The organism is Streptomyces sp. NPDC006463, from assembly GCF_042870715.1.
GTDB lineage: Bacteria > Actinomycetota > Actinomycetes > Streptomycetales > Streptomycetaceae > Streptomyces.
The window spans coordinates 1-15004 of sequence record NZ_JBIAHP010000009.1 but is presented as its reverse complement, the minus strand read 5'-3'; the positions used below and the strand labels follow the sequence as shown (position 1 = coordinate 15004).

Sequence of the window (15004 nt, the reverse complement as noted above, 5' to 3'; positions counted from 1 at the left end):
TAGGAATCAACACACTACGCATGGAGTGCCGCCCTTCGGGAGCCCTCTTCGGATCTGACTTGATCAATTGTCCGAAGGCTGCCGGAAGAGCTGCCGCAGGGGCCGGTTCCAGTCCTCTCGCCCTCAGCGGAAGACCGAGGGCGGCGGCTGCGGCGAGGCCACCGCCGAGGCGTCGGCGACCGGCGCGGCGCCGCCCGTGAAGTCCGCCAGGGCCCGGCCGTGCTCGACGCGGCCCGGGTGCGGGTCGCTCGCGACCCGGCGGGTGAACTCCGCGACGGGCAGCTCACGGTCGGCCGCCACCAGTACCGCGTTGCCGAAGCGCTTGCCGCGCCACACCACCGGATCGGCCGCCAGCGCCAGCTCCGCGAACCGGGACGCGGCCGTCGCGACCTGCCCCCGCAGATGCGCCAGCGGCGGACCGTCCGCGAGGTTGGCCACGTACCACCCAGTGGGCGCGAGGGCACGGCGTACGTCGTCCAGGAACTCGGTGCTCGTCAGGTGCGCCGGGGTGCGCGCACCACTGAACACGTCCGCGATCACCAGGTCCGCCCAGCCGTCCGGCACCTTGGCCAGGCCCGCCCGGGCGTCGACCGCGCGGACCCGGACCCGCGCCTGCGGATCCAGCGGCAGGTGTTCCCGTACGAAGGCCACCAGCTCGGCGTCTATCTCCACGATCTGCTGGGTGGAGCGGGGGCGGGAGGCGGCGGTGTAGCGGGCGAGGGTGAAGGCGCCGCCGCCCAGGTGCACCACGTTCAGGGGCTGGCGGGCGGGCGCGACGAGGTCGATCAGGTGGCCGATCCGCCGCTGGTACGCGAAGTCCAGGTACCCGGGGTCGGCCAGGTCCACGTGCGACTGCGGGGCGCCGTCGATCAGCAGGGTCCAGGCGTCCGTACGCTCCCGGTCGGGCTCCAGCTCCGCGCGCCCGCAGGCCACCTGCCCGACGACCGCCTCCGCGCCGCCGCGCCCGCGCTGCTCGGCCCTGCCTCTGCCCTTGCCTCTGTCCTTGCTCGCCACCCACCCATTGTCGCCGGTCAGCGGCTGCCGCCGGCGTGCGGTCACCGGCGGCAGCAGTGAGCGGAGGTCGTCAGCGGACGTCGTCAGCGAAAGCCCGTCAGCGGAGCCCGTCAGCGGCAATTGTCCGCGGCCTCGATCAGCCGGGCCGCCTCACCCAGCGCCGCGCGCAGCACCTCGGGGTCGGTGACCGGCCCGACGGCCTCCGGCGGGAGCAGCCAGCCCGTGTCCCCCGCGATGGGCGAGGCCTGGTCGCCGAAGCGCATCCCGCGCCCGTTGGTCTGCGTACAGGCGCTGCCCGGCAGGTCCCAGGCGTCGGCGGTGCCGGGCGGCACGAGGAAGCCGAGGGTGTCGCCGGATCCGTCGTGCAGGACGGGTCCGACCCCGTCGGCCACCTGGCTGGCGGCCCGGCGGATGATGTCGACCGCCTCCAGTCCCTGCCGGGCGGGCACGGTCACCAGGTCCGGAGCGGCGGTCGCGGTCGCACCGGGCTCGGGCGCGATGTCCGTTCCAGTGCTCTCCATGCCGGCCTCCACCAAGGGAACCCCTCCTCGATCCGCGTACGAGCCGGGAGCGGTAAGTCGCCTCCCACTCCGCATGGGTTCAACGCACGGGAACGTCAACGGGTGCGGCGGCAAGACGCTGCAAAGGATGGCAGTTCATGGCGGATCGCGGGTGAGATATCCGTTTTGTAGCCAATAATCGTGTGAACGGCCTCTCGCTGGCGGTACGTTCATGCGCGCCGGTCCACACCCTCGCACGTCACGCACCGGCGCTGCGTTCCTTGCCAGAGAGGCCACGTCCATGGCGGCGTCCCCCCACTCACCCAACTCCACGTTCCGGCGGCTGCGCGGGCAGCACTCCCCGGCCGAGTTCGCGGCGCTGGTGCGCCGGGCCGCCAAGGAGATCGGAGAAACGGTTTCCTGCGACGCCCGCTACATCGGCCGCGTCGAGTCCGGCGAGATCCGCTGCCCCAACTACGCGTACGAGCGGGTCTTCCTGCACATGTTCCCCGGCCGGGCCCTGGCCGACCTGGGCTTCTCACCGCGCGAGGCCGTACGCGGCCGCTCGGCGCAGCAGGGCACCCGTACCACTTCCCACCTCACCAGTTCCAAGGAGAGCGACGTGCTGCGTCGCGCGTTCATGGCGGGCGGCTCCGCGACCGTGGCGGCCGCGACGATCGGCCTGACCCTGCTCGGCGACACCCGCCGACTGCCCTCCCGCGCCGGCGAGTCCGCGGCCGCGGCCGTCGAGGACGCCGTACGCCAGATCCGGCTGCTCGACGACCGGCACGGGGCGGACGCCCTGTACCGCAGGGCCGCCGAGCCGCTGCGCGCCGCCTACGCGCTGCTCGACGCGGGGGCGACGCGGCAGTCCACCGAGGACCGGCTGCACTCGGGCGCCGGCGAACTGGCCGTCTCCGTCGGCTGGCTGGCCCACGACTCCGGCCGCTTCGACGACGCCCGCTCGCACTACGCGGAGGCCCTCGCGACGGCCCGGGTCTCGGGGGACCCGGGCCTGGAGGCGCACGCGTTCAGCAACATGTCCTTCCTGGCCCGGGACTGCGGCCGCTCCCGCGAGGCGGTACGGGCGGCCCAGGCGGGCCGCCGCGCCGCCCGCTCCCTGGGTTCCCCGCGGCTGCTGTCGCTGCTCGCGCTGCGGGAGGCGGGCGGCTGGGCGGGCCTGGCCGACCGCCGGTCCTGCGAGGAGGCGCTGACCCGGGCCCACACGGAGTTCTCCCGGGGCGAGGCGGGCGCGGACCCCGAGTGGATGTCCTTCTTCGGCGAGGCCGAACTGGAATCGCTGGAGGCCAGGTGCTGGGCGACGCTCGGCGAGCACGCCCGCGCGGCCCGGCACGCCCGCCGGGCCGCCGACCTCCAGGACCCGCACTTCGCCCGGAACGTGGCCCTCTACACCGCCGAACTGGCCGGTGACCTGGCCCACGCGGGCGCCCCCGACGAGGCAGCCTGGGCGGGCGGCCGGGTACTGGACCTGCTGGCCGAGGTGCAGTCCACCCGGGTCCGCTCGATGCTCTCGCAGACGGCCCGCACCCTGGTCCCGCACCAGCGCTCACCTCGCGTGGGCGCCTTCCTCATCCGGCACGCGGCCGTCTGACGGCGGCGCCGGCGGCCGTGCGCCGCCCCGCTGCCGGGGCAGGCGCCCGTCAGGCGCCGCGCGGCGGGCCCGCCCCGCCGCGCGGCCGGCCCGCTACGCGTCCAGGTGCCCGGTGTCGTTCCAGCGCTCCAGCGCGGGGGCCCCGTAGGCCCAGCCCAGCACCGACAGGGAGGTCGGCTCCAGCCGGATCCGGGCGCCGAAGGAGGCGTCGAAGCCGAGCCAGCGGGCGGCCAGCGTGCGCAGGATGTGCCCGTGCGCGAAGACGAGGACGTCGCGCTCCGCCGAGCGCGCCCAGGCGACCACCTCGTCCGCGCGCGCCGCCACATCGGCGACGGACTCGCCGCCCGGGACCCCGTCCCGCCAGATCAGCCAGCCCGGGCGGACCGCCTGGATCTCGGCCGGGGTCATGCCCTCGTAGTCCCCGTAGTCCCATTCCATCAGCGCGTCCCACGGCTCCGCCCGGACCCCGAAGCCCGCCAGGTCGCAGCTCTCGCTCGCGCGGACCAGCGGGCTGGTGCGGACCTCCACCCCGGGCAGGCCCTTCCACGGGTCGCGGGCCAGCCGCTCGCCGAGCAGCTCGGCGCCCCGCTTGCCCTCCTCCAGCAGCGGCACGTCCGTGCGTCCGGTGTGCTTGCCGAGCTGGGACCACGCCGTCTGGCCGTGGCGGGCCAGCAGGATGCGGGGGGCCATGTGAGTTCTCCCGATGCGGTTCGGATGATTTCGCGCGCTTTTACGCTGATTCCGTCGTCCGTACATCATCCAACACATGAACTGCGGGCTGCCCAGCCGCCCATTCCGCCATAAGTCCACGATTGTCAGTGGCGGATGGGACACTTCCGCCCGTGAGCTCCTACCCGCCCAGCAGCGCTCCGCAGACGACACTGCGGCAGCGGCTCGCCGGCCTGCGCGGCCCGGCCGTGCCGCCCCGCCCGCTCGACGCCCGGGCGCTGGCGGCGCTCGCCGCCAACCCCGGCTGCGGCAGACGCGCCCTGCTCGACGGCGCCGGTGTGGACAAGACCGTCCTCGCCTCGGCGCTCGGCTCCCCCGCTCCCTTCGGGCAGTCGCAGTTCGCCATCGTCCGCGGGAACTCCTTCGAGGCCAAGATCAAGGGCGACGGCGGATCCGAGCTCCTGCGGCTGGTGTACGAGCACCTCGGCGCCGGATCCGAGCCCCCCGGACCGGGCGCCCGCGTCCCCGACCTGACCGCCGCCGGCCCCGAGGGCCGTGCCGCGCGGACCGCGCTCGCCCTGCGCGAGGCCACCGCCGCCGGGCGGGACACCGGGGCCTGGACCCTGCTGGACCACCCGATGCTGGCGCTGGAGGTGGCCGGCTCCCCCGCCTACCTGGAGCCGGACGCCGTCGTCGTACATCCCGACGGCCGCTGGACCGTCGTGGAGATCAAGTCCTTCCCGATGATCGACGGCTCCGCCGACGCCGCGAAGGTCGGCGCCGCCGCCCGCCAGGCCGCCGTCTACGTCCTGGCGCTGGAGAAGACCGCCGCGAAACTGGCCGGCGCCGAGGTCGGCCACACGGTGCTGCTGGTCTGCCCCAAGGACTTCTCCAACCTGCCCACCGCCGCGCCCGTCGACATCCGCCGCGAGCGCTCAGTGACCCGGCGCCAGCTGGACCGGCTGACCCGGGTCGAGGAGCTGGCCGCGGCGCTGCCCGACGGGCTCAGCTTCGACCCGGCGCGCACCGCCGAGGAGCTGGCCGAAGCCGTCTCCGCGGTGGACGCCGCCTACGCCCCCGAGTGCCTGGCCGCCTGCGAGCTGGCCTTCCACTGCCGGGAGCAGGCCCGCGCCGCCGACGAGGTGACCGCTCTGGGCCGTTCCGTACGGGGCGAACTGGGCGCACTGACCACCGTCGGGGCGGCCCTCGCGGCGGCCGCCGGGCACGGCCCCGCCGACGATCCCACCGCCGAGGCGCTGCGGCGGGCGGCCCGGCTGCGTGCCGAGGCGCTGGAGGCGTCCGGATGACCCTCCTCGGCACCCTCGCCCGGCTGGAGGCCGTCCGCACCGGCCGGGCCCAGCCGCTGGCGACCGTTCGGCACCGGCACCTCGGCGAGCGCCCGCTGGTCCTCGTACCGCTGACGACCGCCGGTGAGACCGGGGCCCCGCTCGGCGCGCTGGTCGGCACGGACCCCGGGCAGCCGCGGCTGCTGGTGGTGCCCCAGCCGCGCGACCGGAACCTGCGCTGGGCCTTCCTGGCGGACCTCGCCGACGAGGTGCTGCCGTACGTGGACTCGTACGCCGACGAGGTCGAGCTCGTGGAGCGCAACGAGACCGACCCGGAGACGGGCCGCAGGACCAAGGTCGAGGCGGAGCTCTGCCTGGACGCGCCGCAGCTGGTCGTGCCGAGCCGGGCGGGCATCGAGTACGTACGCCTGCTGGGGCGGTCGATGCGGTTCCGGCGGACGGCCGAGGAGGACCCGGAGAACCCGTATCCGGCGCCCGCGCGGGTGCCGCTGCTGGGGCGCTGGTTCACGCACCTCGGCGAGCGCGCCTGGGTCCCCGGATCCTCGATGCTGCTGTCGGCGACGGAGCTGCTGGGCCGGCACTGGGCCAGCGGCCAGAGCAACCTGGAGGACCAGCACCTGGGCGCGCTGCTGTCCTGGATAGCTCCCCCGGAGGGCGAATCCGGCGCCGAGGCGGCGCTGCGGGCCGAGCTGTCCCGGGACCGGGACGGCCAGTTGCTGGTCCCGCCCGCCGGACCGGCCACCGACCCGGCCTTCGACAACCGGCTCCTCGCCCCCGCGATGGCGCGCTACGACGCGGAGCGCACCGCGGACGACCCGGCGGCGGTGGAGCGCGCGGAGCGGGCGCTCCGGGGGCTCGTCGTGGACCAGATGCGGCCCACCTGGGACGCGGTGTGGCAGTCGTTGGAGCTGCTGCGCGCGCTGCCCGCCGGAGCCCGGGCCGAGGAGCGCTGGACGCGCGACCGCTGGTCGTACACCGGCCACCGGGACCGGGTCCGCGCGGGCGAGCCCCCGCAGCCGCGCCGCGACGACGCGGTGACTGCGGCGCAGAAGCTGGCCACCCGGGAGACGGAGCAGGTGCGGCTCGACGCGCAGGAGGCGCTGGACGACCCCCTGGTGATGGCGGGCCGGCGGCTGACGGGCGAGGCCTTCGCCGGCGAGGTCACCGAGGTGGTGATGGAGTGGACGGAGTCGAAGCGGCCGAGCCCGCGCCCCCTGGTGACGGTGGTCACGGAGGACCGGCCGCAGCTCGCGGAGGGCGGCGGCGGGAAGGTGTTCCGCTCGCTGGACGGCCGCCCGCAGTCGGCCGCCTTCGTACGCTACGAGGAGGACGGGCAGGTCGTGCTTCGGCTGCTGGACAAGATGGGCCGCGGCAAGGACCCGGAGCCGGGCTCGGTGCCGGAGAAGGGCGACCGGGTGTGCTGGACGCTCTTCGAGCACGACGCGCGCGGCGGCCCGAAGCTCCCCGACCCGGAGCAGACCCCGTGGACGCACGGCGGACCGCCCGGACACCTGACCGCCCCCGCACTGCCCGACCCCGTGACCGCCGAGGACGTGCTGTGAACTCCTTCGACCCGGGGGCCGCGGCCGCCCAGGCGACCGCCGCCATCCTGCACGACACCCTGCACGGGACCGAGCGGGGTGTGGTCGTCGACTCCCCGCCCGGGGCCGGCAAGTCCACGCTCGTCGTCCGGGCCGCCCGGGAACTGGCCGCGGCCGGGCGCCGGCTGATGGTGGTCGCGCAGACCAACGCACAGGTGGACGACCTGGTGCTGCGGCTCGCCGACAAGGACCCGGAGCTGAAGGTGGGCCGGCTGCACAGCAGCGACGGGGACGCCTACGACCCGGCGCTGCGCGAGCTGCCCTCGGTGACGCTCTCCGCCAAGCCGGGTGACCTCGCGGAGCTGCCGATCACCATCTCCACGGCGGCGAAGTGGGCGTTCGTCAAGGACGCCGAGCCGTGGGAGCACGCGATCGTCGACGAGGCGTACCAGATGCGCTCCGACGCGCTGCTGGCCGTGGCCGGGCTGTTCGAGCGGGCGCTGTTCGTGGGCGACCCGGGGCAGCTGGACCCCTTCAGCGTGGTGGGCGCGGAGCAGTGGGCGGGGCTGTCCTACGACCCGTCCGCCTCGGCGGTGACCACCCTGCTCGCCCACAACCCGCAGCTCCCGCAGCACCGGCTGCCGGTTTCGTGGCGGCTCCCGGCGACTGCCGCGCCGCTGGTCTCGCGGGCGTTCTACCCGTACACGCAGTTCCGCAGCGGTACGGGCCCGGGTGAGCGGCGGCTCTCGTACGGGGTCCCCTCGGACGGGTCGGGTCCCGACCGGGTCCTGGACGAGGCCGCCGAATCGGGCTGGGGCCTGCTGGAACTGCCCGCGCGGCACACGCCGCGCACCGACCCGGAAGCGGTCCGCGCGGTGGCCCAGGTGGTCCGCCGGGCCCTGGACCGCGGGGCGGTGACCTCCGACGAGCAGTCGTCGGGGCCGGCCCCGCTGACCGCGGACCGGATCGCGGTGGGCACCGCCCACCGCGACCAGGCGGCGGCCGTCCGCGCGGCACTGACCTCGCTGGGCGTGACCGGGGTGACGGTGGACACCGCGAACCGCCTCCAGGGCCGCGAGTACGACCTGACCGTGGTGCTCCACCCCCTGTCGGGCCGCCCGGACGCGACGGCCTTCCACCTGGAGACGGGCCGCCTGTGCGTGCTGACCTCCCGGCACCGGCACGCCTGCGTGGTGGTGGCCCGGGCGGGCATAGCGGAACTCCTGGACGACCACCCCTCGACGGAGCCGGTACAGCTGGGCGTGACGGTCAAATTCCCGGATGGCTGGGAAGCGAACCATTCCGTCCTGGCACACCTCGCGGAGCACCGGGTGAGCTGGAAGCCGTAGGGAATCAGGCCTTCCGCTCGATGCCCATGCGGGTGCGCAGGACCTCGCCCACCTCGGCGAAGGTGCGCAGTTGCTCCGGGGTCAGGATGTCGATCAGGTGGCGGCGTACGGATTCCACGTGGAGGGGAGCCGCCGAGGTGATCGTGCTCACGCCGGTCCCGGTCAGGACCACCTCCGCGCCACGGGCGTCGGCCGGTACCTCCTCACGGCGGACCAGGCCACGTTGCTCCATACGGGTGAGCTGGTGGGACAGCCGGCTGCGCGACCACTGCATCAGGACGGCCAGGGCGCTGATCCGCATGCGGTGGCCCGCCGTGGAGCCGAGCACCGACAGGACGTCGTAGTCGGCTTCGGAGAGGCCGCTGTCCTGGTTGAGGTCGCGCGCGATACCGGCATTGACCAGGGGAAACATCCGCCGCCAGGCGTACCAGGCATCCATCTCGGGCTCGGTGAGCCACCGGGGCTCGGGTGCGGTCATGGGGGCACTCTAATCAGATTGGTGATACATCACCTATCTGGTTGACACGTCACGCACCTCCGGGTTTTATAGGTGACACGTCAACAACCATCGAACGGGGAGCCCATTCCTATGACCCGCCTGCACGTCATCTCCGCCGCCACCCGCCCCACGTCCTCCGGACGCCCGCTGTCCCGGTGGGTCACCGAGCAGGTCCGTGCGCGGGGCGGCTTCGAGGTCACCCCCGTCGACCTCGCGGAGATCGCACTGCCCTTCCTGGACGAGCCGGAGTACGCCTCCACCGGTGTCTACGCCCACCAGCACACCCGCGACTGGAGCGCCGTGGTCGATTCCGCGGACGCCTTCCTCTTCGTCATGCCGATGTACAACGGCGGCTTCACCGCCCCCTTCAAGAACGCCATCGACTTCCTCTACAACGAGTGGCGCGACAAGCCGGTCGGCCTCGTCAGCTACAGCGCGGGCCCCACGGGCGGCGCCCCGGCCGCCGAGATGCTGCTGCCCGTGCTCACCCGTCTCGGCATGCGGCCCGCCGAGCGGTCCGTCGCGATCCCGGGCGTCTCGAAGCTGGTCGGTCCGGAAGGGTTCACCGCTCCGGAGGGGCTCGCGGGCGAGCTGGCCGGCGTACTCGACGACGTGGCGGAGCTGGCCGCGCGCCGCGCCGAGGAGACCGTCACGGTGTGACGGACCGCGCCGCGGGCGTCCACCTGCTCGACTCCCCCGCCACTGTGCCCGCACGGCTCCTCCCGCACCTCACGGGCCGTACGGACGTTCCATCCGGACGCCGTGCACCCTTGCGCGGCGTTGGACAATGGACGGTGGCCCGGAAGGATTTCGCACGCAGCAGGAGGACGCGCATGGCAGAGCCCGAGCGGACCGAGCGGAGGCTGCGGCCGGCACCGCTGCTCTTCGAGCCCTCGGAGGCCGCCACGGACCCGGAGCACTTCTTCGACCTGGAGTCGATCGAGGATCCTCGCGAGCTGCTGGCCCGCGCCACCGAGCTGACGCTGGCCTTCCGGGCCGCGCAGGAGCGGGCGATGGAGTTCCAGGCGCTGGCGGCGGCGCAGCTGGCGGACCCGCGGCGGTTCGACCGGCTCACGACGGCGGCGATCGCGGAACGGGCGGAGTGGACCGAGGACTACACCCGCAAGATGATCGAGTTCGGCGAATCCCTGCAACACGGCCTGGACGTGCCCTGACGGATCCGGTCCGCACCGCCGCCGGGCGCGAGCGGTGCGGCATATGCGGGGCGCAACATACCCCAGCAACAGCCGTCCTGTCCCGGTTTCCGGTAACTCCCGGAAACCGGGATGTCACGCCGGGTAGATCTGGCATATGACGACCCTGACGACGGCTCCCGGCTGCCCGGCCCTCGACGCACGCACCGCCCCCGCCACCCACGTCACCCCGCAGGGCGCCGCGTGGCTCGTCTCCGCGTGCGCCGATCCGCGGCGCAGCCTCGCGGCCTGGGAGGCCCGGCCCACCGCGAACGCGGTGCTGCCCTGCGGGAACGCCTTCGACGTCGTCAACGTCCCGGCCGTCCTCGGGCGCCGCGTGCTGGACCTGCTCTGGGCCGAGGGTCCGGGCTGCGGCCCGGTCGCCGTGCACCGCGGCCGGATGCTGCTCTTCGCCGCCGCGGGCACGGCCCACCGGCTGCCCGCCCTGCTGGCGTGGGAGGAGTGGGGAGGCTCCCGTACCGTCCCGGCACCCCTGTGCCACGGGCACGGCGACGCCGTCACCGTGCCTCCGCTGACCGGCACCCCCGGCCCCTCGCGCTGGCTCGTCGCCCCCGCCGCGCGCCTGCCGTGGCTCCCCGGGGCCGAGGCCCTCCTCTGGGCGTTCGTCCGCGCCGCCCGAGCTGCGGATATCGATTTTTCGTTCAGCGGATCCGGATGCTAATGTCTACGACGTCAGCAAGCGCCGCTAGCTCAGTTGGTTAGAGCAGCTGACTCTTAATCAGCGGGTCCGGGGTTCGAGTCCCTGGCGGCGCACAGACGGAGGAAGGCCCCCACTCAGCAGAGTGGGGGCCTTCTTCGTATCCGTTCGCCCGGACCCTCCTCCGTCACGTCGTGATCTTCACCGTGTACGCACCCGACCGGGTGCGGTCCGCCACCTCGACCGTGATCCGCTCGCCCGGCACGGTGTACGTCTCGCCCACCGCCAGCGGCGCGTCCGCCAGCGGCGGGTACACCGAGCGGTCCCAGCACGCCTCCGTCGACGGATGGGCGTCCAGGACCTCGATCGGGCCGCCGCCCGAGGCCGCCTCGTTGCGGACCCGGTAGATCAGGACCCCTTCCGTGCAGGTGTCCCCGTCGTTGCCGGCGGAGCCCCGCGCCTCGACGGCGATCGCGCTGCCGGGGCCCGTACGGATCACCGCGAGCCGGGTCCCGCCCGTGCCTCCCCGCACCGGGACCTCCGCCAGTGGCTGCAGGGTGTGCAGCGAGGAGCCCGACCGCACGCAGTCCACCTGGGCGGGGTCCAGCCAGCCCAGCTTCCACTTGTGCCAGGCGAAGAGGTCCGGCGACATCCCGAACTGGCTGCCCATGACGTCCCAGTCGCCGACGTAGGTGTCCCAGTCGCCCTTGCCGTCGCTCGGCCGGTGGTAGAGGTCGGGCAGGTCGAAGACGTGCCCGGTCTCGTGCGCGAGCACGTTGCGGTCCGGCGGGTGCCGCTCGAAGACGGTGACGATCCGCCGCAGGTCCGTGCCGTCGGCGCGGAGCGGGCGGTCGAAGTTGACGACCTTGGTGGCATCGGAGTCCACTCCGGGCGCGTCCGGGTCGGCGACGAAGTAGACGACGTCGTACTTGGCGAAGTCCACCTCGGGGTCGGCGGCGGCCACCGCGTCCCGCAGGTAGGCCGCCCGGTCCTCGGGGGCCCAGTCGCGCTGTATGCCGTACGCGGCGGCCGGCTTGGGCATCCGGATCCACTGCTTCTGCGGGTGCGGGACCAGGTTGAACCTGCCGTACGAGGCCCGCTCGAAGAAGTCGCTGGTGGCGGGGAAGTAGTCGCCGGCGATCTCTTCGGTCCGCAGCGTGGTCCGGTGATCGGGGAAGGAGAGGAAGACCATGACCGCGTCGAGATTGCGCTCGGGCCGCGGGTAGGCGCGGTTCCAGGTGTCGAGGCCCAGCGAGTGGTGGGCGTCCGTACGGGTCAGAGCGCACGGCCCGGCCCCGGGGGCGGCCACCGCGGGCCCCGCGACGAGCGACATGGCGGCGAGTGCCGCCAGGGACGTGAGCGCTGCCGCCGCACTTCGGATTCGGGAGCGGTCCACTCCCCCGGGTGTCTCCTGTCGCGGCACATCGACCTCCGGTGGTGGATTCGTACCATCTCGTCCACCTTGAGGTGCTTGTCTTACCAATGCCCTGTTCCGCTGCCCCACACGAGTGAGCAATACGGCAAGCCGGTGACCCCCGGGGTTCACACCTTTGCCTACAGAACGTCACGACCGATCACGCCGGATCAGCAGCCGTCTCCGCGCGCTCAGAGCTGCGCAGAAACGATCAACCGATCTTGGACGGCCAATCCGTCATCACGCCGAACTCCCGCCCCTCGCGCGGCGACGCCGCTGGATGAGGCCTCCCGGCAGCCTCTATGATCGGCACACTTTCCTGCACGGACACTCACGAGCACTGCGGGAGCCAACGGTGAGCGGAACCTCAGAAGGAACCGGTTCGGCGGCCGACAGCATCCGATCGGCCATTACGGAGCGTCACGGAGCAGTGTCGGCGACGGCGGCGCCGTCGCGAACCCCGTCGCGGGACGAGTCGGAACGGCGCGACTACCGGGCCGCGTTCAACGCGGCCCACCTCCCCATGGCCGTCGTCGACCGCGACGGCTACGTCGTGGCCGCCAACCAGGCCTTCGCAGGCCTGCTCGGTGCCGAGCCGCACGCACTCGTCCACCAGAGCGCCGCCGACCTGGTGGACCTGGCCGCCGAGGCCCGCACCTGGGCCGCGTACCAGGAGGTGCTCCGCGGGCGGCAGGCACGGCTGCGCTGCACCCGCCGCCTCAAGCACCCCGACGGGCACTCGCTGTGGACCGAGGTCACCCTGGGGCCCGTACCCGGGACCGGCGACGTCCTGCTGTCCGTCGCCGACATCAGCGACCGGCGCGACCTCCAGGCCCGCCTGCGGCACCTCCAGATGCACGACCCGGTCACCCGGCTGCCCAACCGGGCGCTGTTCTTCGAGCGGCTCTCCGCCGCCCTGGAGGCGTCCTCGTACGACCACAGCGGCGGCACCGGCCGGATCGGGCTGTGCTACCTGGACCTCGACGGGTTCAAGGCGGTCAACGACACGCTCGGCCACCGGGTCGGCGACCGGCTGCTGGCCGCCGTCGCGGCGCGGCTGACCCAGTGCGCCGACCAGTCCGGGTACGGGCGCACGAGCGGGCACCTGGTGGCACGGCTGGGGGGCGACGAGTTCGCCCTGCTCGTGGAGGACTCCACCGGCACCGAACAGCTCGCGGACCTGGCGCGCAGCGTACTGGCCGCCGTCCAGGAGCCGTTCGACCTGGCCGGTCAGCGGCTGTCGGTCTCCGCGTCGATCGGGGTGGTGGAGCGGGCGACCGCCGGGACCTCGGCGACCGGGCTGATGCAGGCCGCCGACACGACCCTGTACTGGGCGAAGGCGGACGGCAAGGCCCGCTGGACCCTCTTCGACCCGGAGCGCAACGCCCACCGCATGACACGGCAGGCACTGTCCTCCACCCTCCGGCCCGCCGTGGAGCGCGGGGAGTTCGACCTGGAGTACCAGCCGCTGGTGGACCTGGAGAGCGGGGCGGTGCGCGGAGTGGAGGCGCTGGTGCGCTGGAACCACCCGCAGTTCGGCACGCTCACGCCGAATCGGTTCATCGGAATTGCGGAAGAGGACGGATCCATCGTCCAGTTGGGGCAGTGGGTGCTGCGCACGGCCTGCCGGCAGGCGCGGCGCTGGCAGATCGAGCAGCCCAGCGACTCCCCGGTCTTCGTTTCGGTCAACGTCGCGGTGCGCCAGGTGTGGGACTCGGACCTGGTGGGCGATGTCGCGGAGATCCTGGCCGAGACGGGGCTGGCGCCGCAGCTGCTCCAGCTGGAGCTGACCGAGTCGGCCGTGATGGGCTCGGCGGGCCGGCCGCTCCAAGCCCTCCAGGCGCTGAGCGACATGGGCGTGCGGATCGCGATCGACGACTTCGGGACCGGGTACTCGAACCTGGCCTACCTCAGCCGGCTGCCGGTCTCGGTGCTGAAGCTGGACGGCTCCTTCGTGCGGGGCTTCCGCTACGAGGAGGGCACGCACCCGAATCCGGCCGACGAGACCATCGTCGAGGCCCTGGTCCAGCTCGCACACCGGCTGGGTCTGACGGTGACGGCGGAGTGCGTGGAGACCGCCGGGCAGGCGGCCCGGCTGCGCCGGGTCGGCTGCGACACCGGGCAGGGCTGGCTCTATTCGCGGGCGGTCGCCCCGGACGTGATCGCCGGCATGATCGGCCGCCAGGTGGAGGCCGCGACGGCCGCCGCTCCCCTGCCCGACGAGCCCGCCCCGCACCCCTTGGTCTGACAGGGGTGCGGGGCGGGCCGGTCGGGGAGCGTGAGATTCACCCGAGGGCGGAACCGAACGGCCGAGCCTCGTGGGCAATTGTCAGACCCCCCTGCGAAGATCGTTTGGCTGTCGAGACCCGGACAGCCTTTCGACCGAGGGGGAACCATGAAACTGACCCGAGCCGCGCTCGCCCTGACCGCCTGCGCCCTGGCCCCGGCCCTGCTGCTCGCCACCCCGTCGCTCGCCGCCGCCGCGCCGGTCACGGCGTCGGCGTCGGCGTCGGCGTCGGCCGGCACGGTGGTGGGCTCGGACACGGAGAACGCCGTGGCCATCGCCAAGATCCTGGCCGACCCGGCGTCCGGCAAGTCGGTCATACGGGAGGCCAACGCGGCCCTGAACGGCACCCCGGAGGACAGGGTCGCGTTCCTGACCACCGGCCTCGCGAAGGCCCAGGACGAGGACAACAAGGTCGCCATCCTCAAGGTCCTGTTCGCCAACCCGTCCACCGGCAAGGCGGTCATCCGCGAAGCCAACGCGGCCCTGAACGGCACCCCGGAGGACAGGGTCGCGTTCCTGACCACCGGCCTCGCCAAGGCCCAGGACGAGGACAACAAGGTCGCCATCCTCAAGGTCCTGTTCGCCAACCCGTCCACCGGCAATGCCGTGAAGCGCGAGGCCAACGCAGCCCTGAACGGCACCCCCGCCGACCGGACCGCGTTCCTGAAGTCGGGCCTGCGTCTCGCCCAAGCCGAGGACGACCGCGTGTCCGTCGTACGGATCCTGGCCCGCCCGGGCATCAGCGACGCGCTGCGCGTGGCAGCGGAGAAGGCGCTGAACGGCACCCCGGAGGAGCTGCGGTACTTCCTCACGGTCGGCCAGTACCAGGTCTGACCGGTCGGGGGGGGGCCCCCCCCGGGGGGGGGGGGCGGGGGGGGGGGGGGCGGCGCGGGGGGGGGGGGCGGGGGGGGGGGGCCCCCCGCCCGGGGTGACGCGGCCCCCGGCGGGCGGGGGGTCGGCG

General features: G+C 73.8%; 13 protein-coding genes, 1 tRNA gene and 1 pseudogene. 10 read left to right on the top strand and 5 right to left on the bottom strand.

All coding sequences use genetic code 11. The annotated features are described in order from the left end of the window. Positions 1-123: 123 nt before the first annotated feature. Positions 124-1014, bottom strand: a complete 891-nt coding sequence (locus tag ACFYOB_RS17605) for a spermidine synthase (protein WP_388560751.1) — start codon at positions 1012-1014, stop codon at positions 124-126. A 110-nt stretch (positions 1015-1124) separates the two neighbouring features. Then, complete coding sequence (locus ACFYOB_RS17600; protein ID WP_388560750.1) at positions 1125-1535, bottom strand: hypothetical protein; 411 nt, start codon at positions 1533-1535, stop codon at positions 1125-1127. 280 nt (positions 1536-1815) lie between these two features. Here ACFYOB_RS17600 and ACFYOB_RS17595 point away from each other — a divergent pair, with 280 nt between their 5' ends. Then, positions 1816-3126 (top strand): tetratricopeptide repeat protein, encoded by a 1311-nt coding sequence (locus ACFYOB_RS17595; RefSeq protein WP_388560749.1) that lies wholly within the window; start codon positions 1816-1818, stop codon positions 3124-3126. Positions 3127-3219: 93 nt separating this feature from the next. On the opposite strand, the gene ACFYOB_RS17590 is transcribed toward ACFYOB_RS17595, so the two are convergent. Next, on the bottom strand, positions 3220-3816 hold the full coding sequence (locus ACFYOB_RS17590) for a histidine phosphatase family protein (RefSeq protein ID WP_388560748.1): 597 nt from the start codon (positions 3814-3816) through the stop codon (positions 3220-3222). Positions 3817-3968: 152 nt separating this feature from the next. On the opposite strand from ACFYOB_RS17590, the gene ACFYOB_RS17585 reads away from it, so the two are divergent. Genes ACFYOB_RS17585 through ACFYOB_RS17575 form a run of 3 tightly spaced genes read left to right on the top strand, consistent with a single transcriptional unit; the run spans position 3969 to position 7992 of the window. After that, the gene (locus tag ACFYOB_RS17585) at positions 3969-5102 is read left to right on the top strand and encodes a hypothetical protein (protein WP_388560747.1); all 1134 of its coding nucleotides are present in this window, start codon (positions 3969-3971) and stop codon (positions 5100-5102) included. Further along, the gene (locus ACFYOB_RS17580; RefSeq protein ID WP_388560746.1) at positions 5099-6664 is read left to right on the top strand and encodes a hypothetical protein; all 1566 of its coding nucleotides are present in this window, start codon (positions 5099-5101) and stop codon (positions 6662-6664) included. The genes ACFYOB_RS17585 and ACFYOB_RS17580 overlap by 4 nt, the downstream gene beginning before the upstream one ends. Beyond that, on the top strand, positions 6661-7992 hold the full coding sequence (locus tag ACFYOB_RS17575) for an AAA domain-containing protein (protein ID WP_388560745.1): 1332 nt from the start codon (positions 6661-6663) through the stop codon (positions 7990-7992). Before ACFYOB_RS17580 ends, ACFYOB_RS17575 begins: the two co-directional genes overlap by 4 nt. Before the next feature lie 4 nt (positions 7993-7996). Here the strand turns inward: ACFYOB_RS17575 and ACFYOB_RS17570 are convergent, their stop codons facing one another. Then, positions 7997-8470 (bottom strand): MarR family winged helix-turn-helix transcriptional regulator, encoded by a 474-nt coding sequence (locus tag ACFYOB_RS17570; protein WP_388560744.1) that lies wholly within the window; start codon positions 8468-8470, stop codon positions 7997-7999. A gap of 111 nt (positions 8471-8581) precedes the next feature. Between ACFYOB_RS17570 and ACFYOB_RS17565 the strand changes: the two genes are divergently transcribed. The 4 genes and pseudogenes from ACFYOB_RS17565 (at position 8582) to ACFYOB_RS17550 (ending at position 10458) form a co-directional block, all read left to right on the top strand. Continuing rightward, on the top strand, positions 8582-9151 hold the full coding sequence (locus tag ACFYOB_RS17565) for an NADPH-dependent FMN reductase (protein ID WP_388560743.1): 570 nt from the start codon (positions 8582-8584) through the stop codon (positions 9149-9151). 173 nt (positions 9152-9324) lie between these two features. Further along, positions 9325-9666, top strand: a complete 342-nt coding sequence (locus ACFYOB_RS17560) for a hypothetical protein (RefSeq protein WP_388560742.1) — start codon at positions 9325-9327, stop codon at positions 9664-9666. A 136-nt stretch (positions 9667-9802) separates the two neighbouring features. Continuing rightward, positions 9803-10394, top strand: a pseudogene (locus ACFYOB_RS17555) (bifunctional DNA primase/polymerase). Further along, positions 10385-10458, top strand: a tRNA-Lys gene (locus ACFYOB_RS17550). The pseudogene ACFYOB_RS17555 and the gene ACFYOB_RS17550 overlap by 10 nt, the downstream one beginning before the upstream one ends. Before the next feature lie 71 nt (positions 10459-10529). Here the strand turns inward: ACFYOB_RS17550 and ACFYOB_RS17545 are convergent. Next, positions 10530-11765 (bottom strand): M6 family metalloprotease domain-containing protein, encoded by a 1236-nt coding sequence (locus ACFYOB_RS17545; protein WP_388560741.1) that lies wholly within the window; start codon positions 11763-11765, stop codon positions 10530-10532. Positions 11766-12111: 346 nt separating this feature from the next. Here ACFYOB_RS17545 and ACFYOB_RS17540 point away from each other — a divergent pair, with 346 nt between their 5' ends. Together ACFYOB_RS17540 and ACFYOB_RS17535 are read left to right on the top strand one after the other, a co-directional pair. After that, complete coding sequence (locus ACFYOB_RS17540; RefSeq protein WP_388560740.1) at positions 12112-14004, top strand: putative bifunctional diguanylate cyclase/phosphodiesterase; 1893 nt, start codon at positions 12112-12114, stop codon at positions 14002-14004. Between the two features lie 147 nt (positions 14005-14151). Next, the gene (locus ACFYOB_RS17535; protein ID WP_388560739.1) at positions 14152-14877 is read left to right on the top strand and encodes an ALF repeat-containing protein; all 726 of its coding nucleotides are present in this window, start codon (positions 14152-14154) and stop codon (positions 14875-14877) included. Positions 14878-15004 lie beyond the last annotated feature (127 nt).

Coding starts and splice junctions, on each gene's coding strand:
- ACFYOB_RS17600 (WP_388560750.1), bottom strand. CDS start 1,535: ATGGAGAGCACTGGAACGGACATCGCGCCCGAGCCCGGTGCGACCGCG.
- ACFYOB_RS17595 (WP_388560749.1), top strand. CDS start 1,816: ATGGCGGCGTCCCCCCACTCACCCAACTCCACGTTCCGGCGGCTGCGC.
- ACFYOB_RS17590 (WP_388560748.1), bottom strand. CDS start 3,816: ATGGCCCCCCGCATCCTGCTGGCCCGCCACGGCCAGACGGCGTGGTCC.
- ACFYOB_RS17580 (WP_388560746.1), top strand. CDS start 5,099: ATGACCCTCCTCGGCACCCTCGCCCGGCTGGAGGCCGTCCGCACCGGC.
- ACFYOB_RS17570 (WP_388560744.1), bottom strand. CDS start 8,470: ATGACCGCACCCGAGCCCCGGTGGCTCACCGAGCCCGAGATGGATGCC.
- ACFYOB_RS17565 (WP_388560743.1), top strand. CDS start 8,582: ATGACCCGCCTGCACGTCATCTCCGCCGCCACCCGCCCCACGTCCTCC.
- ACFYOB_RS17560 (WP_388560742.1), top strand. CDS start 9,325: ATGGCAGAGCCCGAGCGGACCGAGCGGAGGCTGCGGCCGGCACCGCTG.
- ACFYOB_RS17535 (WP_388560739.1), top strand. CDS start 14,152: ATGAAACTGACCCGAGCCGCGCTCGCCCTGACCGCCTGCGCCCTGGCC.